The sequence below is a fragment of the Micromonospora sp. BRA006-A genome (genome assembly GCF_033433935.1).
In the GTDB taxonomy this organism is placed as follows: domain Bacteria; phylum Actinomycetota; class Actinomycetes; order Mycobacteriales; family Micromonosporaceae; genus Micromonospora; species Micromonospora aurantiaca.
In genome coordinates this window covers 895523-916531 of the sequence record NZ_JANCLW010000001.1, presented here as the reverse complement: position 1 = coordinate 916531, position 21009 = coordinate 895523, and the positions used below count along the sequence as shown (strand labels likewise).

At 71.6% G+C, this 21009-nt stretch carries 22 protein-coding genes; 5 read left to right on the top strand and 17 right to left on the bottom strand.

Annotated elements, in window-relative coordinates:
• Positions 1–14 precede the first annotated feature (14 nt).
• The 4 genes from NMK34_RS04595 to NMK34_RS04580 all read right to left on the bottom strand — a co-directional run bounded on the left by NMK34_RS04595 (position 15) and on the right by NMK34_RS04580 (position 5115).
• Positions 15–608, bottom strand: coding sequence for a GTP-binding protein (locus NMK34_RS04595; protein WP_030501201.1), 594 nt, complete (start codon positions 606–608; stop codon positions 15–17).
• A gap of 1 nt (position 609) precedes the next feature.
• Positions 610–984, bottom strand: a complete 375-nt coding sequence (locus NMK34_RS04590; protein ID WP_073827018.1) for a DUF742 domain-containing protein — start codon at positions 982–984, stop codon at positions 610–612.
• A 100-nt stretch (positions 985–1084) separates the two neighbouring features.
• Positions 1085–1489, bottom strand: a complete 405-nt coding sequence (locus NMK34_RS04585) for a roadblock/LC7 domain-containing protein (RefSeq protein WP_013283992.1) — start codon at positions 1487–1489, stop codon at positions 1085–1087.
• A complete protein-coding gene (locus NMK34_RS04580) occupies positions 1486–5115 on the bottom strand; it encodes a nitrate- and nitrite sensing domain-containing protein (protein ID WP_318332337.1) in 3630 nt (1209 codons plus the stop codon). The genes NMK34_RS04585 and NMK34_RS04580 overlap by 4 nt, the downstream gene beginning before the upstream one ends.
• Positions 5116–5647: 532 nt before the next feature.
• On the opposite strand from NMK34_RS04580, the gene NMK34_RS04575 reads away from it, so the two are divergent.
• Entirely contained in the window at positions 5648–5914 is a 267-nt protein-coding gene (locus NMK34_RS04575; RefSeq protein ID WP_228531240.1) for a hypothetical protein, read from the top strand.
• On the opposite strand, the gene NMK34_RS04570 is transcribed toward NMK34_RS04575, so the two are convergent.
• From NMK34_RS04570 to NMK34_RS04555, 4 genes are read right to left on the bottom strand one after another with little or no spacing between them, the layout of a single operon-like run.
• Positions 5915–6991, bottom strand: coding sequence for an adenosine deaminase (locus NMK34_RS04570; RefSeq protein WP_013473969.1), 1077 nt, complete (start codon positions 6989–6991; stop codon positions 5915–5917).
• Between the two features lie 51 nt (positions 6992–7042).
• Positions 7043–7456 (bottom strand): PPOX class F420-dependent oxidoreductase, encoded by a 414-nt coding sequence (locus NMK34_RS04565; RefSeq protein ID WP_318332336.1) that lies wholly within the window; start codon positions 7454–7456, stop codon positions 7043–7045.
• Positions 7453–8022, bottom strand: coding sequence for an NAD(P)H-dependent oxidoreductase (locus NMK34_RS04560; RefSeq protein WP_318332335.1), 570 nt, complete (start codon positions 8020–8022; stop codon positions 7453–7455). Before NMK34_RS04560 ends, NMK34_RS04565 begins: the two co-directional genes overlap by 4 nt.
• Positions 8010–8630 carry a hypothetical protein gene (locus tag NMK34_RS04555; RefSeq protein WP_318332334.1) on the bottom strand — a complete coding sequence of 207 codons (621 nt, stop codon included), beginning with the start codon at positions 8628–8630 and terminating at the stop codon, positions 8010–8012. Before NMK34_RS04555 ends, NMK34_RS04560 begins: the two co-directional genes overlap by 13 nt.
• A 57-nt stretch (positions 8631–8687) precedes the next feature.
• Between NMK34_RS04555 and NMK34_RS04550 the strand changes: the two genes are divergently transcribed.
• Positions 8688–9173, top strand: coding sequence for a MarR family winged helix-turn-helix transcriptional regulator (locus tag NMK34_RS04550; RefSeq protein WP_135243273.1), 486 nt, complete (start codon positions 8688–8690; stop codon positions 9171–9173).
• 3 nt (positions 9174–9176) lie between these two features.
• Positions 9177–10028 (top strand): putative RNA methyltransferase, encoded by an 852-nt coding sequence (locus tag NMK34_RS04545; RefSeq protein WP_318332333.1) that lies wholly within the window; start codon positions 9177–9179, stop codon positions 10026–10028.
• 6 nt (positions 10029–10034) lie between these two features.
• Here the strand turns inward: NMK34_RS04545 and NMK34_RS04540 are convergent, their stop codons facing one another.
• The 9 genes from NMK34_RS04540 to NMK34_RS04500 form a co-directional block, all read right to left on the bottom strand.
• Positions 10035–10715: a DUF4272 domain-containing protein gene (locus NMK34_RS04540; protein WP_318332332.1), complete on the bottom strand. Its 681-nt coding sequence runs from the start codon at positions 10713–10715 to the stop codon at positions 10035–10037.
• 101 nt (positions 10716–10816) lie between these two features.
• Complete coding sequence (locus tag NMK34_RS04535) at positions 10817–12097, bottom strand: thymidine phosphorylase (protein WP_318332331.1); 1281 nt, start codon at positions 12095–12097, stop codon at positions 10817–10819.
• A gap of 144 nt (positions 12098–12241) precedes the next feature.
• Complete coding sequence (locus NMK34_RS04530; protein WP_194798649.1) at positions 12242–12943, bottom strand: cytidine deaminase; 702 nt, start codon at positions 12941–12943, stop codon at positions 12242–12244.
• A gap of 104 nt (positions 12944–13047) precedes the next feature.
• Positions 13048–14328 (bottom strand): ABC transporter permease, encoded by a 1281-nt coding sequence (locus NMK34_RS04525; protein ID WP_135243268.1) that lies wholly within the window; start codon positions 14326–14328, stop codon positions 13048–13050.
• A gap of 2 nt (positions 14329–14330) precedes the next feature.
• The gene (locus NMK34_RS04520; protein ID WP_396880391.1) at positions 14331–15518 is read right to left on the bottom strand and encodes an ABC transporter permease; all 1188 of its coding nucleotides are present in this window, start codon (positions 15516–15518) and stop codon (positions 14331–14333) included.
• Positions 15519–15691: 173 nt separating this feature from the next.
• Positions 15692–17347 carry an ABC transporter ATP-binding protein gene (locus NMK34_RS04515; protein WP_318332329.1) on the bottom strand — a complete coding sequence of 552 codons (1656 nt, stop codon included), beginning with the start codon at positions 17345–17347 and terminating at the stop codon, positions 15692–15694.
• Between the two features lie 122 nt (positions 17348–17469).
• Entirely contained in the window at positions 17470–18540 is a 1071-nt protein-coding gene (locus NMK34_RS04510) for a BMP family lipoprotein (protein ID WP_194798958.1), read from the bottom strand.
• Positions 18541–18816: 276 nt separating this feature from the next.
• Entirely contained in the window at positions 18817–19158 is a 342-nt protein-coding gene (locus NMK34_RS04505) for a hypothetical protein (RefSeq protein ID WP_128136717.1), read from the bottom strand.
• Between the two features lie 129 nt (positions 19159–19287).
• Complete coding sequence (locus NMK34_RS04500) at positions 19288–20259, bottom strand: LuxR C-terminal-related transcriptional regulator (protein ID WP_318332328.1); 972 nt, start codon at positions 20257–20259, stop codon at positions 19288–19290.
• Between the two features lie 229 nt (positions 20260–20488).
• Between NMK34_RS04500 and NMK34_RS04495 the strand changes: the two genes are divergently transcribed.
• The gene (locus tag NMK34_RS04495) at positions 20489–20692 is read left to right on the top strand and encodes a hypothetical protein (RefSeq protein ID WP_318332327.1); all 204 of its coding nucleotides are present in this window, start codon (positions 20489–20491) and stop codon (positions 20690–20692) included.
• Positions 20689–20958, top strand: a complete 270-nt coding sequence (locus tag NMK34_RS04490) for a hypothetical protein (protein ID WP_318332326.1) — start codon at positions 20689–20691, stop codon at positions 20956–20958. Before NMK34_RS04495 ends, NMK34_RS04490 begins: the two co-directional genes overlap by 4 nt.
• Positions 20959–21009: the final 51 nt, after the last annotated feature.

Below are 21009 nucleotides of genomic sequence, written 5' to 3'. Positions count from 1 at the left end.
CTTCCGCGCGTCGGTCAGGCGGGCGCGACGGCCCGCGAGCGCCGCATGGTGAGCACGTACTCGACCAGCGAGATCAGTACGTGCTTCGTGGACTCCCGGTTACGGGCGTCGCACGGCACCACCGGCACGTCGCGGGAGATCGCCAGCGCGTCCCGGACGTCCTGCGGATCGTGGTACTGCATGCCGTCGAAGCAGTTGATGGCCACCAGGTACGGCAGCCGCCGGTGCTCGAAGAAGTCGATGGCGGCGAAGCAGTCGGCGAGCCGCCGGGTGTCGACCAGCACCACCGCGCCGATCGCACCCCGGACCAACTCGTCCCACATGAACCAGAACCGCGTCTGACCCGGCGTACCGAACAGGTACAGGATCAGATCCCGGTCGATCGAGATACGACCGAAGTCCATCGCCACCGTGGTCGTCGTCTTGCCCGGCACCTGCCGGGTGTCGTCGACGCCGACACCGGCGGAGGTCATGATCGCCTCGGTGGTCAGCGGCGTGATCTCGGAGACCGAGCCGACCAGCGTCGTCTTGCCGACGCCGAACCCACCGGCGATAACGATCTTCGCCGACGTCACTCGGCCGCTCGGGGCCGGCGGCCGGTGCGACATGTCAGAGCCTGCGAAGTCCACTCAGCACCCTCTCCAGCAGTTCAGTGCCCACCGCGTCGTCGGAGTCGTCCAAAATGGTCGGCTCGTGGACCGCGACCAGGCCGTCCGTCGCCATGTCGGCGATGAGCACCCGGGCCACGCCGAGCGGAAGCTGCATCCGCGCCGCGATCTCGGCGAGCGACTGCACACGTCCGTCACACAACGCGGCGATGTACTGGTGTTCACGACCGTGGCCACCATTGCCAGTGGCAACCGCTCGGCCGCGCACCGTCGTCTCGACGAGTGCCTCCAGGGCGATGTCGAGCCGGGGACGGGTACGACCGCGGGTGACGGCGTACGGCCGGACCAACGCGCCGGTCGGCTCGTCACGATCCATGTCGCCGCTCACCTCCCTCGTACCCGGCACCGGCTCGCCCCGGTGACATCCGTCGCTGTCGTTGTTGTTCCCGCACCTGACCCACCGGCCAGCGCGTCATTCAGCCCATCATCCCCACAGCCGTGCGCGGCTGCGGCGTCAGGGCATCGCCCACCCGGTCCACGAGCAGGGCCATCTCGTACCCGACCTGACCCACGTCGCAGCTCCGCGCCGCCAGCACCGCGAACGACGAGCCGTCGGAGATGGACATCAGGAACAGGAAACCGTTGTCCATCTCGACGACTGTCTGCAACACCGCCCCGCCCTCGAAGCAGCGGGCCGCGCCCTGGGTCAGGCTGACCAGACCGGACGCGATCGCGGCGAGCTGGTCGGCGCGGTCCCGCGGAAGGTCACGGGACGAGGCCAGAAGCAGGCCGTCGGCCGAGACCGCGACCGCGTGCGCCACACCGGGCACCCGGTCGGCGAAGTTGGCGAGCAGCCATCCGAGATCCTGCGTAGTAGTCATCCTTGTTGCTCCTTCTGCCCGCTCCCGGCCACCGGGCCTGAGTCAGACTGCGAGGACTGCTGCCCGCCCGGAGTGCCCTCCGGGCCGGTCGTGTTGCTGTCGGTGTTACGCCCGCGCTGCACGCCCCGATGGTAGGCCGAGAGCAGGCCCCGAACACCCTCCGGAGTACGCCGCTGCACCGACGCGGAAGGCTTCTCGATGCTGCCGGGCACGAGCTGCGCCATCGGCGTCCGCTTCGGCAGGCCCTTCTGGGTGGTCTCCGCAACCGGGACCTCGGTGGCCGCCGAGGCGGCACGCCAGCCGTCGTCGGCCGCCGTCTGCCACGGGGAGGAGGACTGCGGCGACGCAGTCGGCTGCCGGGTGGGCAACCCGCCGGTGTACGCGGGACGGGTGTTCCCGTTCGCCGCGCCGTTGTCACGCGGTGCTCCGCCGGCCGTCGGAGTGTGTGCCATCGGCGTGTTACCTGTCGTTGCGGGTGTCTTTTGCGGCACGGGCCGGCCGGCCGTGTCCACCTTGGCGAACTGCTGGGTGGCGGCGCCGCCGTTCGTCGTCGCGGCCGGTGCCGCCGGCTCCTCGTTGGGCCCGGGCCGGCGGGTGCGGAACCACGCCGACTCCAGCTCCCGGAAGATCGGCAGCTCCATCGTCTCGTCCGCGTACCGCTGACGGTTGCCCGGCTGCTGCGGCGCGGCCGGGCGTGCCACCGGTGCCGCCGGGCGGCTCGCCGCCGGGGCCTCGGCCGGCCGGCTCGCGGCCGGAGCGGCGGACGGCTGGCCGGCCGCCTGCTGCGGGGTGGCCGGAATCTCCGTGCGCGGCACCCGGGGCAGCTCGGTGGTCATGTCCATGCCACTGGTGGCGCGTTCCGGCGCCGCCGGAGCCGGGGTCGGCGTGACCGGCGGCCAGACCGGCGGGGCGCTGACACCCGGTGCGGGCATCGGACGCGCCTGCGGCTGGTTCGCCGGCGGCGCGGAGGCGGGCTGCCCGGACACCGGCGCGGGGTGCCCGGAGACGGGCGCGGCCGAGACCGGGCGGCCCGAGAACGGGTCACCGGAGACCGGCACCGCGGAGACCGGGCGGCCCGAGAACGGGTCACCGGACACCGGCGCGGCCGAGACCGGGCGGTACGGCAGCGGGTTACCGGAGACCGGTGCGCCGGAGACCGGGGGCAGCGGCGGGGCCGACACCGGCGGGACCGGCGGCGCGGAGACCGGCGGCGGGCTGTAGGGCCGCGCCTCCGGGCTGCTCGGAAGCTGGCGCGGGATCGCCGGCTGCTGCCCGGTGCTGCCCGGGTCGCCGTCGGCCGGGTTGCGCCGCTGCGGCAGCGGGTCCGTCGACTGGCCGTTGGGCCGGCCGCCGAATCCGCCGTCGCCGCCGGACGGGCCGGCGCCGGTCAGGTCGGACCAGGCCGGCATGGCACGGCCGCCACCGGCGTTCGCCGGGGTGCCCGAGCCGTTGCGCGGCGCCGGGTCGAACGCGCGTCCGCCGAGCGTGACCTGGTTGCCCGAGGAGCCCGGGTGGGGCGCCGGCGGCAGGCTCGGCGGGTTGTTGTTGCCGAAGGCGGCCAGGGCGCCGAAGGCCGGTGCCGGGCCGTTCTGCTGCGGGCCCGCTGCGGGCAGGGCCGGTCCGGGCAGGCCACGGCCGGCCAGGGCGCGCGGCACCAGGACCGACGTCGGCAGCGTCACGTCGGCGACGGTGCCCCGGTCGGCGCCCGGCCGCAGCTCGACCCGGACGCCGTGCCGGGCGGCCAGCCGCGCGACCACGACCAGGCCCATCATCCGGGAGACCGCGACGTCCACCTGCGGCGGCGTGGCCAGCCGCTCGTTGAGGTCGCGGAGCTGCTCCTGGCTGATGCCGATGCCGCGGTCCTCCACGTAGAGGGAGGCGCGGTCGCCGACCCGCCGGGCCTCCACCATGACCTGCGAGTCCGGCGGGGAGAAGGCGGTGGCGTTGTCGAACAGCTCGGCGACCAGGTGCACCAGGTCGTTGACCGCGTGGGCGGCGACCTCGATGTCCCGGTCGATCACGCCGAACTCGATCCGGGTGTAGTGCTCGACCTCGGACTGGGCGGCGCGGAGCACGTCGATCAGTGCGGCGGGCTCGCGCTGCACACGGGTGGAGTCCGCACCGGCGAGGACCAGCAGGTTCTCGTCGTTGCGGCGCATCCGGGTGGCCAGGTGGTCGAGCTGGAACAGCTCGGCCAGCCGGTCCGGGTCCTCCTCGCCGCGCTCCAGGCGGTCGAGGTGGCCGATCAGCCGGTCGACCAGGATCTGCGAGCGGCGGGCCAGGTTGACGAACATGGTCGCGACCGAGGCCCGCAGGGCGGCCTGCTCGGCGGCGGTCCGGACGGCCTCCAGGTGGACGGCGTTGAACGCCTCGGTCACCTGGCCGAACTCGTCCTTGCTGCGTACCGGCAGCGGCTCGGCGATCTGGTTGGCGAGTTGCACCGGGGAGAGCTGGCCGGTGACCTGCGGGTCACGCAGCCGGGCGACCGCCTGCGGCAGCCCGTACTGGGCCACCGCCAGGGCGCCCTGGCGCAGGTCGCGCAGCGACCGGGCCATCGAGCGGGCCACCAGGTACGCGAACAGGATGGCCAGCAGCAGCATGGTGAGCAGCAGGCCGGTCTCCAGGAACACCTGGCGCTGGGTGTCCGAACGCAGCGCGTCGGCCTGCCGGACCACGTTGCCGTCGAGCCGGGACTCCACGGTCCGGATCAGCTTGGCGTTGGCGACCATGGTCTGGTCCCACTGGTCCGCCCCGAACGGGGCGTTCTCCATCGAGCCGTTGTTGTTGCCCGAGACGAAACTCGTGAAGCGGTCGGCCTTGCGCAGGTCGGGCCCGGAGACGGTCTGCTCGTAGAACAGCTTGTCGGGCTCGGTGGCGACCGACTGGAAGGTCGCCAGCGACTGCGACTGGCCGGTGCCGCTGGCGATGAACTGCTCGCGCAGCGCGGCGGTGTACTGGTTCTGGGTCAGCGCCTGGTGGACGACGACCCGGCGCTGAGTCAGGTATTCCTTCTGCCGGGCGACGGCGGCCGCCGCGCGCATCCGGTCGCTCAGGTCGTTGTCGCCGGCGAGCTGGGTGGCCGAGTCGCGGATGGCCAGCAGGTCCTCGATCAGCTGCCGGTACGCCTGGTCGGCGTCATTGATCTTCAGCTTGCCGTTCAGCACCTGGCTGCGGGTCGCCGGAAGATCCTTCAGCTGGGTGTCGATCGTGTCGAGCAGCCCGACGAAGTTGCGGGGCAGGTCGTCGATCTCGCCACGCTGCCGCAGGTACGGCGACTTCGCCTGGTCCACCCGCTGGTTGGCGCGGTTGTAACCCTCCTGGTACTGCGCCCGGGTCTGGAACTCCTTCGCGCCGAGGAAGAGCACGGCGCCGACCCGCTCGTCCTGCACGGTGTCGACCAGGTCACCCGAGTAGCCGATCAGGTTGGCCAGATCCCCCGCCCGGTTGGCATTGTTGAGCGTCTCCAGGTGGTCGACCAGACCACTGGTGCCCACCACGACCGTGGCGATGGTCGGCACGATCATGATCAGACCGAGCTTGGACCAGATCGGCATGTCGCGCAGCCGACTCATCGGCCGGCGCAGCCGCGACAGGAAGGAGCCCGCCGTCGTTGGCCGTTTGCTCACGTCACCGCCCTCGCATTACCGCGCCCCGCGCCACCCTGAGGGCAACGCCGAGCGACCGACCCGGCGGGTCGGACCTCCGAGATTCCATCACGCCGCTCCGCAAAGAGAAAGACCAGGTTGTCCCTCACCGGAGGTGTGATGAGATGTTGATGCAATTTGATAGCAATCCGTCTGGCCGGAGTCACTGAAGGTAATGGAACACCCGCATCGCGTCGTCCTGCTCGCCGGCCCCTCCGGGTCGGGAAAGTCATACATAGCCCAACGAACCGGACTTCCGGTGCTCTGCCTGGACGACTTCTACAAGGACGGCGATGACCCTACGTGTCCGCGTCGAAACGGACAGGTGGATTGGGAGTCCCCCTTGTCCTGGGATTCGGACACGGCGGTGCAAACAATCGCCCGACTGGCTCGTGAGGGCAAGGCCGAAGTGCCGGTTTATGCGATCGGCGCAGACCGTCGGGTAGCCACCCGGCCATTCGATGTCGACGGATCGCCAATCTTCGTCGCCGAGGGGATCTTCGCGGCCGAGATCGTGGCCGAGTGCCGCCGGCTGGGGCTGCTCGCCGGGGCGTACGCGCTGCGCCGCCCGCGCGGCGCGACGTTCCTGCGCCGCCTCGCCCGGGATCTCGCCGAGCAGCGCAAGGCGCCCCGGGTGCTGCTCCGGCGCGGGGTCGCGCTGCTGCGCGCCGAGCCGGCCGTGCTGCGCCGGCAGACCGGGCTGGGCGCCGAGGCGGCCCGTGCCGGGCAGGTGCTGCGCGGGGTGGCCGCACTGCTCTCCGGCCACCCCCGCCAGTCGTGATCAGCCGATCAGCTCGGCGTACGCCGGCTTGATCACCTCGTCGATGATCCGCAGCCGCTCGTCGAACGGGATGAAGGCGCTCTTCATCGCGTTGATGGTGAACCACTGGAGTTCCTTCCAGCCGTAGCCGAAGGCCTCCACCAGCAGCGCCATCTCCCGCGACATCGAGGTGCCGCTCATCAGCCGGTTGTCGGTGTTCACCGTCACCCGGAACCGCAGGTCGCGCAGCAGCCCGATCGGGTGGTCGGCGATCGAGGCCGCCGCGCCGGTCTGCACGTTCGACGACGGGCAGAGTTCCAGCGGGATGCGCTTGTCCCGCACGTACGCGGCCAGCCGGCCCAGCACCGGCGGGTTGCCCGGGGTGATGTCGTCGACGATGCGGACGCCGTGTCCGAGCCGGTCGGCGCCGCACCACTGGATCGCCTGCCAGATCGACGGCAGGCCGAACGCCTCACCGGCGTGGATGGTGAAGTGGAAGTTCTCCCGCTGGAGGTACTCGAACGCGTCCAGGTGCCGGGTGGGCGGGAACCCCGCCTCGGCGCCGGCGATGTCGAAGCCGACCACACCGGTGTCGCGGTGCCGCACGGCCAGCTCGGCGATCTCCTGCGAGCGGGCCGCGTGCCGCATCGCGGTGAGCAGCGTGCCGATCCGGATCGGGGTGCCCGCCTCGGCGGCCAGCGCGCTGCCCTCCCGGAACCCGGTGACCACCGCGTCGACCACCTCGTCCAGGGTCAGGTTCTGCTCCAGGTGCTGCTCCGGCGCGAAGCGCACCTCGGCGTAGACCACGCCGTCGGCGGCCAGGTCCAGCGCGCACTCGCGAGCCACCCGGCGCAGCGCGGCAGGAGTCTGCATGACCGCCACCGTGTGCGCGAACGTCTCCAGGTAGCGCTCCAGCGAGCCGGAGTTCGCCGCCTCGGTGAACCAGACGCCGAGCGCCGCCGGGTCGGTGGTGGGCAGTTCGTGGCCGACCTCGGCGGCCAGTTCGACGATCGTCGCGGGCCGCAGGCCGCCGTCGAGGTGATCGTGCAGTAGCGCCTTCGGGACCTTGACGATGTCCTCGTACGAGATTGCGACCATGCTCAGACCCTAGTCACCCCCGGTACGGGCGCGGCGGTGGACCGGACCGGTTCAGGGTCGCCAGCCGTACACCCGCTCCACCGCGAGCCGCAGGACCACCCGCCCGTCGGCGACCATGGCGGCCCGGTAGTCGGCCCAGTCCGGGTGCTCGCCGCGGATCCGCCGGTAGACCTCGACCAGTTCGTCGACCGTCGCGTCGTCGGTGGTCGCGGCGGGCGAAGTGAGCGTCACGGTGCCCTCGGCGACCGCGTACGCCCCGCCGTCGGCGGTGGTCACGTGGAAGCTCGCCCGGGGATCGCGGCGCAGGTTGCGCACCTTGGCTCGGTCGCCGGTGGTGGAGCAGCGGATCAGGCCCGGCTCGGCCAGGTAGTCGAGGTTGGACAGCTGGGGCCGACCGTCCCGGCGCAGCGTGGCGAGCACCCCGCGCCCGCGCTCGCCGAACAGCTCCCACAGCCGCGCGCTCATGCGGCGACCCGTAGCGGCGCGAGCACGGCGGCCAGCCGGGCGAGCTGGTCGAGCATGAGCGCGGCGGCCTCCTCGCGGCCGGGGTCGGGTCGCAGCTCGCCCGCCTCGTCCAGCGCCTGCCGCAGGAAGACGACCACCTGGTCGTTGACCGGGGTCATGTTCAGCGTGGTCACCACCTGCTTGATCATCTGCACCGCGCGCAGGCCCCCGGAGGTCATGCCGTAGCTGACGAAGCCCACCGGCTTGTGCTGCCACTCGTGGTAGAGGTAGTCGATCGCGTTCTTCAGCGGCGCGCTGAAGCCGTAGTTGTACTCCGGCATCACCAGGACGAAGGCGTCCGCGGCGCCGATCTCGGCGCTCCAGGCGCGGGTGTGCTCGTGCAGGTAGACCCGCTCGGACGGATGGTGCGGCTCGTCGTGGAAGGGCAGTCCGACCTCGGCCAGGTCGAGGAGGCGTACCTCGTCAAAGCCGGCGTGGCGGACGGCGGCGGCGGTGAACCAGTCACCGATGCGACGGCCGACCCGGCCGGGGCGGGTGCTGGCGACGACGACGGTCAGGCGGGGCATGGTGAGGTCACTCCTGTCGGGACGGCGGCCGGGGCGGTGAGCCGGGGCACGAACCAGGCGACGATCGGCCCGATGCCGATCGCGTAGAGCAGGGTGCCGGGGCCGACGGCGCCGCCGAGCAGCCAGCCGACCGCCAGCACCGTCACCTCGATCCCGGTGCGGGCCGGGCCGAGCGGCAGGCCGCGGGCGGCGAGGCCGGTCATCAGCCCGTCCCGCGGGCCGGGGCCGAGGCGGGCACCGAGGTAGAGCGCTGTGGCGAGGCCGTTGAGCAGGACGCCCGCGACCAGCAGGCCGATCCGGCCGGCGAGCGGGGCGACCGGCGGCAGCAGGGCCAGCGTCGCGTCGAGGGCCAGGCCGACGAGCGCGACGTTCGCGACGGTGCCGACGCCCGGGCGCTGCCGCAGCGGGATCCACAGCAACAGCACCAGCAGCGCCACGCCGTTGACCAGCAGGCCCATCGGCAGGCCGGTGCGGTCGGCGAGGCCCTGGTGCAGCACGTCCCAGGACGCGAGCCCGAGGTCGGCGCGGACCATCAGCGCGACGCTGACGCCGAACAGGGCCAGGCCGGCGAACAGCCGTACCAGCCGGGACGGCAGTTTGGTTGACATGTCATCAACCTAGGCCGCAACTTGGTGACATGTCAACAACACCAGTAGGATCGGTCCGTGGACGAACCGCGCTGGCTGGACGAGCAGGAGGACCGCGCCTGGCGCGGCTACCGCCGCATGCGCCGCCTGCTCGACCTGGAACTGGCCCGGGAACTGATGCAGGACGCCGGCCTCTCCGAGCCCGACTACGACGTTCTGAGCGACCTCTCCGAGACCCCGGAGCAGCGGCTACGGCTCAGCGAACTGGCCGATCGGATGCTCTGGTCCCGCAGCCGCCTGTCCCACCACATCTCCCGCATGCAGCAGCGCGGCCTGGTCACCCGGGAGGAGTGCGCCACCGACGGCCGCGGCTCGGTCGTCGTGCTCACCCCGGCCGGGCGCCGGGCCGTCGAGGCCGCCGCACCCGGGCACGTCGCGGCCGTCCGCCGGCACCTGATCGACCGGCTCACCCCGGCCGAGGTGGCCGCACTCGGCACGCTCAGCCAGCGGGTGATCGGCCACCTCACCGGCCGCCTCCCCGGCCGACCGGAGACGGAGGACTGAGCCGTGGACGACCTCGTCCTCGCCCGGCTGCGCTGCCCGGTCTGCGCCGAGCCGCTCACCGAGACCACCGCCGGCACCGCACGCGCGCTGCGCTGCCCGCGCGGGCACAGCTTCGACATCGCCCGGCAGGGATACGTGAACCTGCTCGCCGGCCGCGCCCCGCACTCCGGGGACAGCGCCGAGATGGTCGCCGCCCGCGCCGGCTTCCTCGCCGCCGGTCACTACGACGCCGTCGCCGCCGCGCTGGCCACCACAGCGGTACCCGTCGCGGACGTCGACCCGTACCCCCTGGTGGTCGATGCCGGTGCCGGGACCGGGCATTACCTCGCGGCGGTGCTGGCGGCGCTGCCGGACGCCGCCGGCCTGGCCCTGGACGTCTCCAAGCCGGCGCTGCGCCGCGCGGCCCGTGCGCACCCGCGGGCCGCCGCCGCGCTGGCCGACACCTGGCAGCGGCTGCCCCTGGCCGACCGGTCCACCGCCGTGCTGCTGAACGTGTTCGCGCCGCGCAACGGCCCGGAGTTCCACCGGGTGCTCGACCCGGGCGGCGCGCTGCTGGTGGTCACCCCGGCCGCCGACCACCTGACCGAACTCGTCGACGCGCTGGACCTGCTGCGGGTGGACCCGGACAAGGCCGACCGGGTCTCCGGCAGCCTCGGCGCCCACTTCGCCGAGGAGTCCGCGACCGGGCACCGGGCCCGGCTCGCGCTGAGCCGCGCCGAGGTCACCACGCTCGTCGGGATGGGACCGAGCGCCTGGCACGCCGACCCGCGACGGCTCGCCGCGCGCATCGCCGCGCTGCCCGAGCCCGTGCCGGTCACGCTCTCCGTCCGGCTCGGCGTGCACCGCCCGCGCTGACGCGGCTCAGGTGGAGAGGTCGACCTCTTCCCAGCCCGGCGGTTCGTCGTGGTACGGCCCGCGCAGCACCACCGCCCACTCCAGCGCCCACCGGCGCTGCCCGATCGCGTTGGCGTCCACCAGGCCCGGCAGCGCGCGCCCGGCCTTCTCCGTCTCCAGGTACGCCCAGTCGAGGCAGTAGTGCAGGTCCAGCAGCGCCGCGGCGTCACCGGGATGCTGCGGCGCGGCCAGGATCCGGGCCCGCCACTGGCCGAACGTCTCCCCCGCCACCAGGTTCGGCATCCGCTCGACCAGCCGCTCGTCCACCGGCACCGTCGGGTCCAGCTCCTTTGCCAGCCCGAGCACCCAGGCCAGCGAGAACAGCGCGTCGTGGTGCAGCACGAACGACCTGTGGTCGCCCCGGCCGCCCATCACGAACTGCCACTCCGGCGGCGTCACCGAGTCGACCAGGTGCGACTCCAGCAGCCAGCCCATCGCCGCCTGCGCGGGCATCCCGAAGCAGCGGGCCAGGATCACGTGCAGCACCGCGATCCGGGCCTCGATCTCCGGGGTCGGACGCAGCTCGATCTCGTCGCCCGGCTCCCACACCAGCGGGAACTGCGGCGGCGGCAACGGAAGGCTCAGCCGGGACAACTCGTCCAGGCTCGCCTCCCGGACGGCCCGGGGATCGGGAGCGGGTACGCGCACGGTCAAGCCCCTGTCTGCTCACCTCGGCTCGTCGCCGGCCGATCCCCCCTGGCCTGGGAGGATAGCGGCTCCCGCCGGGCCGGCACCATGGCCGTCCCCGATCAGCCGATCCGCTCGACGACCAGCGGCGTGGCATCCGGCGCGTCCGGCGCCACCCGCACCGCGCGGCGCGCCTCGTCCAGCGCGGCGGGCATCCGCTCGGCGTGCTCGGCCCGCAGCTCGAACAGCGGGTCGCCGACACGTACCCGGTCACCGCGTCGCTTGTGCAGCACCACGCCGGCCGGGATGCTCACCGGGTCCTCCTTGCGGGCCCGGCCCGCGCCGAGCCGCCATGCGGCCACCCCGATCGCGTACGCGTCGATCTCGGCGACCCAGCCGTCCTCAGTCGCGGTGACCAGCTCGACCTCGTTCGCGGTGGGCATCGGGGCGTCCGGGTCACCGCCCTGCGCCCGGATCATCGTGCGCCAGGAGTCCATCGCCCGGCCGTCTCGCAGTGCCGCCTCCGGGTCGGCGTCCGGCAGGCCGGCCGCGTCGAGCATCTCCCGGGCCAGCGCCAGCGTCAGCTCCACCACGTCGGCCGGACCGCCGCCGGCGAGCACCTCCACCGACTCGGTCACCTCGACCGCGTTGCCGACGGCCAGGCCGAGCGGGGTGGACATGTCGGTGAGCAGGGCGACCGTCCGGACGCCGTGCGCGCCGCCCAGCTCGACCATGGTGCGGGCCAGCTCGCGGGCGTCGTCGACGTTCTTCATGAACGCGCCGGAGCCGACCTTCACGTCGAGCACCAGCGCGCCGGTCCCCTCGGCGATCTTCTTGCTCATGATCGAGCTGGCGATCAGCGGGATCGCCTCGACGGTGCCGGTGACGTCGCGCAGCGCGTACAGCTTGCGGTCGGCCGGGGCGAGCCCGTCGCCGGCCGCGCAGATCACCGCGCCCACGTCGCGGAGCTGGGCGATGAACTCGTCGTTTGTGAGCGCCGCCCGCCAGCCCGGGATCGACTCCAGCTTGTCCAGCGTGCCGCCGGTGTGGCCCAGGCCCCGGCCGGACAGCTGCGGCACCGCCGCGCCGCACGCGGCCACCAGCGGGGTCAGCGGCAGGGTGATCTTGTCACCGACGCCGCCGGTGGAGTGCTTGTCCACAGTCGGCCGGGACACCGGCGACAGGTCGAGCCGCTCGCCGCTGGCGATCATGGCGGCGGTCCACCGGGCGATCTCCGGCGCGGTCATGCCGCGCAGCAGGATCGCCATGGCCAGCGCCGACATCTGCTCGTCGGCGACCAGACCCTTGGTGTACGCGTCGACCACCCAGTCGATCTGCCCGTCGCTCAGCACACCCCCGTCCCGCTTAGCCCGGATGACGTCAACCGCCGTGAAAGCACTCACCTTTGAGTTCCCATCAATAGATCAACAATCGCCACGGCCACGCCCCCGCGAACGGTGACCAGGTCCGCCCGGGGCCGACCGTGCCCGGCGGAGGGATCAAGCCTGACCGCCCGGAGCCGGGCACGGTCGGCCCAGGCCCCAACCTCAGCCCCAGCGGACCGGAATCTCCGTGGGAGGCTCACCCTCACCAGCCCAGAAGATCGTCCCCGAAGCGTCCACCACGACCACGCGCGGCGTCCGCGCCAGACCCCACTCGATCGCCTCGGCCGGGTCGTCCCAGGTCGAGCCCTCCTCCAGCACGCCGGTCTCGGCGTCAGTGGTCTCCCCCGACGACCGCTCCCAGTACGTCGTCCAGACCTGCTGCCCGGCCGACAGGTCGGGGTGCACGAACACGGTGCCCCGGCCCCGCCAGGCGGCCAGCCGGTCCGGCACCACGGGCACCGGGTGCTCGCCGGTCACCGCCTCGATGTCGGCCACGTCGAAGGCGTGCGGCAGCAGTTCCGCCATCCGCAGCGGTCCGCCCTTCGCCTCGACCAGACACTCCGGCCCGCCCTGCTCCCAGAGCAGCTGCCGGCACCTGCCGCACGGCATCAGCGGCTCACCGGTGGCGTCGACGCAGGACAGCGCCACGATCCGGCCCCCGCCGGTCGCGTGCAGTTGCGAGACCACGCCGCACTCGGCGCAGAGCGTTACGCCGTAGCCGGCGTTCTCCACGTTGCAGCCGACCACGACCCGGCCGTCGTCGACGAGCGCGGCGGCACCCACCGGGAACTTCGAGTACGGCACGTAGGCGTGCCGCATGACCTCGGTGGCGGCGGTACGCAGCCGCTCCCAGTCGATCTCCATCACAACCCCCATTCTGCCCAATCAACGCCGATCGGTCGCGGGTGCGGCCGGAGACGACGATGCCCGGCGGGTCGCCCCGCCGGGCACGGTGTCGCGGCGGGCGGTCAGCCCTTGATGTACGGCTTGCCGTCGGCGGCCGGCGCCCGGACCTTGCCGACCAGCCCGGCCACGGCCAGGATCGTCGCCAGGTACGGCAGCATCGCCAGGAACTGGCTCGGGATGCTGCTGCCGATCGCGCCCAGGTAGGTGGCGAGCTGGTCGGCGAAGCCGAAGAACAGCGCCGCCAGCAGCGCGCCGGTCGGGCTCCACCGGCCGAAGATCAGCGCGGCCAGGGCGATGAAGCCCTTACCGCCGATCATGTTCTTGGTGAACGAGTAGAGCGCCAGCGTGTACGACGCGCCGCCGACACCTGCCACCAGACCGGCCAGGATCACGTTGCGGTAGCGCAGCCGCAGCACCTTCACGCCCAGCGTGTCCGCGGCGGTCGGGTGCTCGCCGACCGAGCGGGTCCGCAGGCCCCACCGGGTACGGAACAACGCCAGGTGGATGACGAGCACCAGCAGCAGGCCGACGTAGAGGAAGATGTTGCCCCGGAACAACGCCGGGCCGATCAGCGGGATGTCGGACAGCAGCGGGATCTCCCAGTTGCCGAACCGGGGGGCGCTGTTGTACTTCGCCGCGTCGGTCTGCATCAGCCGCTCGTACAGGAAGCCGGTGATGCCGACCGCCAGCAGGTTGAGCACGATGCCCATGACCACCTGGTCGACCAGGTAGCGGATGGAGAACACGGCCAGCAGGAACGAGATGAACGCGCCACCGATGGCGGCGGCCACCAGGCCCACCCAGACGCTGCCGGACATGCTGCCGAACAGCGCGCCGGAGAAGGCGCCCATCAGGAGCTGGCCCTCGATCGCCACGTTCACCACGCCGGAACGCTCGCAGAGCACACCGGCGAGCGCGCCGAAGATCAGCGGCAGGGCCAGGATGAACGTGCCGCGGACGACGTTCACCAGCGGCATGAAGTTGCGGCCCTCGGGCGCGGCCGAGACCTGCCAGCACAGGAAGCTCAGCACGAAGGCGACCAGCCCGGCGCCGAGCAGCAGCGTGAACCAGCGCTTCGGCACACCGGCCAGCAGCGCGCCTCCGGCCGCGGCGGTGATCAGCCCGAACAGGATCGCGCCGACCGTACCGTTGATCTCCAGGGCGGCCCCGCCCTCGGTCTCGCTGAGCGTGAACCGCGCGTGCTGGTCGGTCGCGAGCGCGCCGAACAGCACCGCCGCGAGCACACCGAGCGCCAGCAGGACCGCGCCGATCTTCCGGTTACGGGTCCAGAAACCCTCGTCGACCGCGGTAACGGCGACCTCGGGGACAGCGGTGGTGGACATGCTCACCAGCCCTTCGCGAGGCTCGTCTGCAACCGGGCGGCGCGGGCCGCCCGGAGCTGGAAGATCGTCTTCACCAGGGCAGGCGCGGCGATGAAGATGACGATGAGCGCCTGGAGCACGGTGACCAGTTCCAGCGAGATGCCGGAGTACGACTGCATCCGGTTGCCGCCGGCCTGGAGCGCGCCGAACAGCAGCGCGGCCAGCAGCACGCCCCACGGCTTCACGCGGCCGAGCAGCGCGACCAGGATGCCGTCGAAGCCGATCTGCGCGATCACCAGCGGGGTCAGCGCGGTGGCGGTGGTGCCGAGCACCATGGTCGAGCCGCCGAGACCGGCCAGCATGCCCGCGAACACCATCACCAGCACGTACGTCTTGGTGACGCTGATGCCGGCGGTCCGGGCCGCGTCCGGGTTCGCACCCACGGCCCGCAGCTCGAAGCCGAGCGTGGAGCGGTTGAGCAGCCAGGCGATGAACCAGGTGGCCGCCACCGCGAGCAGGATGCCGGCGTGCACCCGCAGGTCGTCGCCGAGCAGGCGGGGCAGCTGCGCGGAGGACTCGACCGGCTTGCTGATCGCGTCCGCCCGGTTCGGGTTCTGCACCCCGTTCTGGACGATGATCCAGGACAGGAAGTAGACCGCCACGTAGTTGAGCATGATCGTGTTGATCACCTCGTGCGCGCCCGCCCGTGCCTTGAGGATGCCGGGGATGAAGCCCCAGAGCGCGCCGCCGAGCGCGCCGGCGATCAGAGCCACCAGCAGGTGCACGACGGGCGGCAGCGGCAGCGCGAAGCCGGCCACGGCGGCCAGGATGACGGCGATCGTGGCCTGGCCCTGGGCGCCGATGTTGAACAGGCCGCCGCGGAAGGCCAGCGCCACCGACAGGCCGGTGAAGACGAGCGGCGCGGCGTAGGTGAGCGTCTCCGAGATCGGGCTCATGGCGGCGGTGAAGCCGACCGCGTCCGGGTCGAAGATCGCGCCCTTGAACAGGTTCGCGTACGCCTCGCTGACCACAGTCCAGCTGGCGTTCAGCGCGTCGGTGGGACGGGCCGTGATGTAGCTGTAGGTGGCGAGCACCTCCGGGTCGGACACGATGATCAGCACCGCGCCGACCACCATGGCCAGCAGCACCGCGAGCACCGTCACGGTGAACGTGTTCGCGGCCCAGAGGTTGTCCAGGAACATCCGGCCCATGCCGGGACGGGACTCCCCGGCCGGTTCCGGCTTCTTCGCGGTCGCGGTGGCGGGCACCGTCTGCTCGGTGTCACCCACCGGCTGCGTCGGCGTCGCCCGGGCCTCGCTCAGCGACTCCTGCGCCTCGGTCGCCGGCTCCTTGTCCGGCGAGCCCGAGACGGGGTTCGGGTTGGTCATGCCTCGTCCTCGTTGCCAGGGCCGTCCTCGGTCGCGGTGGCGGCGTCCGGGGTGGCGGCGTCCGGGGTGATGCCGGCCATCAGCAGGCCGATCTCCTCGCGCGGGGTGTCCGGGCCGACGATGCCGATGATCCGCCCGCGGTACATGACCGCGATCCGGTCGGCCAGGCCGATCACCTCGTCCAGTTCGCTGGAGACCACCATGACCGCGGTGCCGATGTCCCGCTCGCGGATGACCCGGCTGTGGATGAACTCGATCGAGCCGACGTCCACGCCCCGGGTGGGCTGCGCGGCGATGAAGAGCTTCAGCGGCCGGGACAGCTCCCGGGCCACGATCACCTTCTGCTGGTTGCCGCCGGAGAGCGTGCCGACCGCCGCGTCGGCCGAGGAGGTACGGACGTCGAACTGCTCGATCCGCTCCCGGGCCGACTTCGCGATGGCGTCGGGCTTGAGCGACAGGCCCCTGCCGAACGGCGGCCGGTCGTAGATGTCCAGCACCAGGTTCTCCGCCACGGAGAACTCCTTGACCAGGCCGTCGACGCTGCGGTCCTCCGGCACGTAGCCGACGCCGGCGCGGAGCACCTTCTTGGTCGACCAGCCGTGGGTCGGCTCGCCGTCGAGGCTGATCGTGCCGGCGAGCACCGGGCGCAGGCCCATGATCGCCTCGATCAGCTCGGTCTGGCCGTTGCCCTGCACGCCCGCGACGCCGAGCACCTCGCCGGCGTGCACTGTCAGGTCGACGCCGTCGACCGCGCGTACCTGCCGGTCGTCGTCCACGACCAGGCCGGCGACCTCCAGGATCGGCTTGCCCGGGGTGGCCGGCTTCTTGTCCACGGTCAGCCGGACGCTGCGTCCCACCATCAGCGCCGCCAGCTCGTCCCGGCTGGCGCTCGGCTCGGCGGTGCCCACGGTCTTGCCGCGCCGGATCACTGTGATCCGGTCGGCGATGGCCTTCACCTCGCCCAGCTTGTGGGTGATGAACACGATCGACTTGCCGGCGGCCTTGAGCGACCGCATGACCGTGAGCAGTTCCTCGGTCTCCTGCGGCGTGAGCACGGCCGTGGGCTCGTCGAGGATCAGCAGGTCGACGTCGCGGGTGAGGGCCTTGACGATCTCCACCCGCTGCTGGATGCCGACCGGCAGGTCCTCGATCACCGCGTCCGGGTCGACCCGCAGGTTGTACCGCTCGGAGACCTCGGCGACCTCGCGCCGGGCCCGCCGCCGGTCGAGGATCCCGGCGAAGGGCCACTTGACCTGCTCGGCGCCGAGCATCACGTTCTCGGCCACGGTGAAGACCGGCACCAGCATGAAGTGCTGGTGCACCATCCCGATCCCGGCGGCGATCGCGTCGGACGGGCCCTTCAGCTTCAACGGCTTGCCGTCGACCAGGATCTCGCCCTCGTCCGGCTGGTAGAGGCCGTAGAGCACGTTCATCAGAGTCGACTTGCCGGCGCCGTTCTCGCCGAGCAGGGCGTGGATCTCTCCAGGCTCCACCGTCAGGTCGATGTGGTCGTTGGCGACCAGATCACCGAACCGTTTGGTGATGCCGCGCAGTTCGAGTCTCAGCGCAACCTCCTGGAGTGCGAGCGATGGTGCAGCGTAGCGACCTGCCGCGCCGCCACCACGCCGGGTGGGGATGTCGGGGGGAGTCAAGCTGATCGGCCGCCCCGGCGCTGGGGGTACCTTCCCCGTTGCGCCGGGACGGCCGGATCGTCAAACCTGGTGTCCGCCGGCCCCCGCTGCCGATGATCGCACCGCGGCGGCCGGCGGAACGGTCACTTGGTCGGCTGGGCCTTCGAGGTGACGGTGATGGTGCCCGCGGCGATGTCCGCCTTGATCTTGTCGACCTCGGCCTTCAGGTCCGCCGGGACCTTGCTCTCGAAGTCGTGGTACGGGGCGATCGAGACGCCGGTGTTCGCCAGCGTGCCCACGAAGCCGGGGGTGGACTGCAGCTTCTCGCCACCGGCGGCCTTCAGCACGGCCTCCTTGACGGCCTCGGGGATGTTCTTGACGACAGTGGTCAGGATCGCCGAGCAGTCCGGGGTGCTCTCGCAGCCGTCGATGTCGACCCAGACGACCGAGTACTTGCCGCCCGACGCCTTGGCCGCGGAGGTGGTGCCGAGACCGGCGCCACCGGCGACCGGCATCACGACGTCGGCGCCCTGCGCGACGAGCGCGTCGGAGACCTTCTTGCCCTCGTCCTGCTTCTCGAACGAGTTGGCGAAGGAGCCCTTCTGGGCGGCCTTGTCCCAGCCGAGAACCTGGACGTTCTTGCTCTTGGTCTTGTTGTAGTACGCCACGCCGTCGGCGAAGCCGTCCATGAAGATGGTGACCGGCGGGATCGGCAGGCCGCCGTAGGCGCCGACCTTGCCGGTCTTGCTCATCCCGGCGGCCAGGTAGCCGGCCTGGAACGCGGCCTGCGCGGTGTCGAACTGCATCGGGTAGACGTTCGAGACACCCGGGTTGGCGTCGACGATGCCGAACTGCTGGTTCGGGTTCTTCTCAGCCGCGGCCTTGGTGGCGTCCGACATCAGGCCACCGACGGCCAGGATGAAGTCGCACTTCTGGTTGACGAACCCGGTCAGGTTGACCTCGTAGTCCGCCTCGGCCTTCGACTGGACGTTCTTGATCTCGATCTTGTCGTTCTCCTTCTGCGCCTCCTGGAGGCCCTTCCAGGCCGAGGCGTTGAAGGACTTGTCGTCGATGCCGCCGACGTCGGTCACCATGCAGGCGCTGAACTTCTTACCACCGTCGCCGCCGGCGTTGTTGTCGTCGTCCGGAGCCTCACCACACGCGGCAGCGCCCAGCACGAGTCCACCCGCCACGATGGCGGAGGCGATCCGCATCCCACGCACAGAGCGCAAGACGTCTCCTTCCCCTTGCACACCGCGTCGTGCACGGTGTGCAGCCCTTCGCCGGCCTGCGGTGTGCCGCCGGCGTCCCACGTTACGGACGGGAGCGTACGCCCGCGCCCACCCACCGGCCGACAATCGTGCACGACTGTTGAGCGTCCGTTACCCCGGCGTAACCCTTGGGTGGGGCACGTCACTTATCCGGCCGGTGGGCGTGCGCGGTGGGTGTCGCGAACGTCCGTTTCCCGAGGTTCCCCGACTGCCGGCGAACTAACGCCAGAACACCGCGACGGCCGCGTTGACCAGTGTCAACCCGACGATCGCGAGGAAATGGCCACGGTTGACGGTCTCCCGCTTACGGGAGAAGAAGACCATGACGAAGATGAGCAGCGCGAGCACCAACTTGGTAACAAGTTTCGCCGGGGCCGGCTCGTCCCCGTCGCGCAGCGGAGCGGACAGCCCGATGCCGGTGAGCACCTGGATGATCGCACCCCACAGCATGGCGGCGTTGATCCGCAGCCGGCCGGTGACGTACTGGGCGATCCCACCGCCGAGCAGCAGCGCGAAACCGATCAGATGGACGTAGAGAAGAATCAGTCGAAGAGCTTCCACGCGCCCATCCTCCCCCACCAACGACGCAACGTAGTAGTCACCCCGCCGACCTGGCGTCATACCGTGACCTCGAGATGCAGGGCCTGGTGACCGCGGCAGGCGCTCGATCGACTGCCGGAGGTGCCAGGCTCACACCCAGCCGCGTTGGCTGGCGTGGACCCCGGCCTGAAACCGGCTCGCCGCCTTCAACCGTTCGGTGAGGGACGTCATCGTGCGTTGGACGCTCCGCACCGACATCGCGAGTTTGCGGGCAGCCGACTCGTCCGTGTGGCCGGCCGCCAGCAGCCTGATCAACTCCCGTTCGTGCGGGGTGAGGCCCTGATCGTCGGGTGCCGTCTGTTCGGCGAAAGGGGTGGCCGTCCGCCAGATCTGCTCGAACAGCGCGACGAGCCCGGCCACGACACCGGGGCTGCGCAACTCCAGCGCCCCGCGCCGCGCGTCGTCCGGATCGATGGGCACGAACGCGGTCTCACGATCGACGACGACCAGACGCATCGGCAGTGTCGGCGCGGTACGCGACTCGGCGCCCAGGCTCGCCATGCGACGGGCATGAGCGAGAGTGGTCGGGTCGTTGCGGAAGCTGTCCTGGTAGACGTTGCGGATTCGCACGTCCCGCTGGAGCGCGAACTGGTTGAGCGGCCCCTCGGCCTCCAGGGTGTCCGCGCTCTGGCCCCGGCCGGTGGTGAAGGACAGGCACTCGGCCCGCGCGCTGTGTGCGAGTTCCGCGAGGCGCTCCCGGACGGCGTCGATCCCGTCGAGAACGCGACCTTCCCGTACCTGGTTGTGCTGGTCGTGGGCGGTGGCGATGGCGGCGATGGCGGCCCTGGTCGCCTCGACCTGCCGCTGCCGGACGGCGACATCGGCCTCCACCTTGGCCAGCAAGGCCATCAGGCCGGCCTGGGGCCGCACCACCCGGGCATCGCCTCCGGCGGGGTCCAGCCGGATCAGCGCCAGATCCGCCAGGATGTCCAGCGCCTCGCGCACCTGGTCAGGCGATACGGCCAGGTGCGCAGCCAGCCCTGCGACGTTCAGGTCCGGCCGGTCGAGCATCGCCCGGTAGACCATCTCGTGCTGCGCGGACAGACCTAACAGATCGAACATCGAGCCTCCCCCGGGACGGCCAGCGAAGCCTCATTCTGCCGTGCCGGGGATCTCCGCGGTGCCCCGCGAGGACTGCTGGCGGGATACCGCCGGGCGGAGTCGCGCCAGGCCGGATCTGATGACACGGGCCGACCGGACCGGGATGCTCAATTCAGGCCGACGCGAAAGAGCGCAGAGCCGAGCAACAAATCCCGAAAGACCGAGCCACTCCATTGGGAGGCAGATCACCGTGCGCGCAATTATCGCCGTACCTCGACGCTTCATCCTGGTCCTGCCGCTCGCGCTGGCGGTTTCCGTCGCGCTGTTCGTCGGCCAGGAATCGTTCAGCGCGCTTGCCGAGGGGTTCGGGTGGGGCACCCCCGGCCCCGTCTCTCCGGGCGGCGTCGAGACGCTCGGCGGGATCGTCTCGCTCTCCCCGCAAGAGGGAGCGTGAGCACGTTGATCGCGGCCCACCTCCGGATCGCACCGCTGACGGCGGCGGCGACCGTAGACCCGATGGCACTCCGGCACCTGCTCTACGCCCAGTGCGGCCCCGGGAACGGAGTGGAGCACATCCGAGTGCGCGCCGGACCACACGGCGCCGACATCATCGCTTTCATCGACGGCAATGACCCGGAAAAAGCAAATGAACTTCTTCGACAGATCGTCGAAAAGGCGATTGCCGCCACTACGCCGCTTCACTTCTGGCGGGTGGTCTAGCGCACCGCACCATTTCGCCGATTGATCCTTCGAGTATCAGAACCCGTGAAA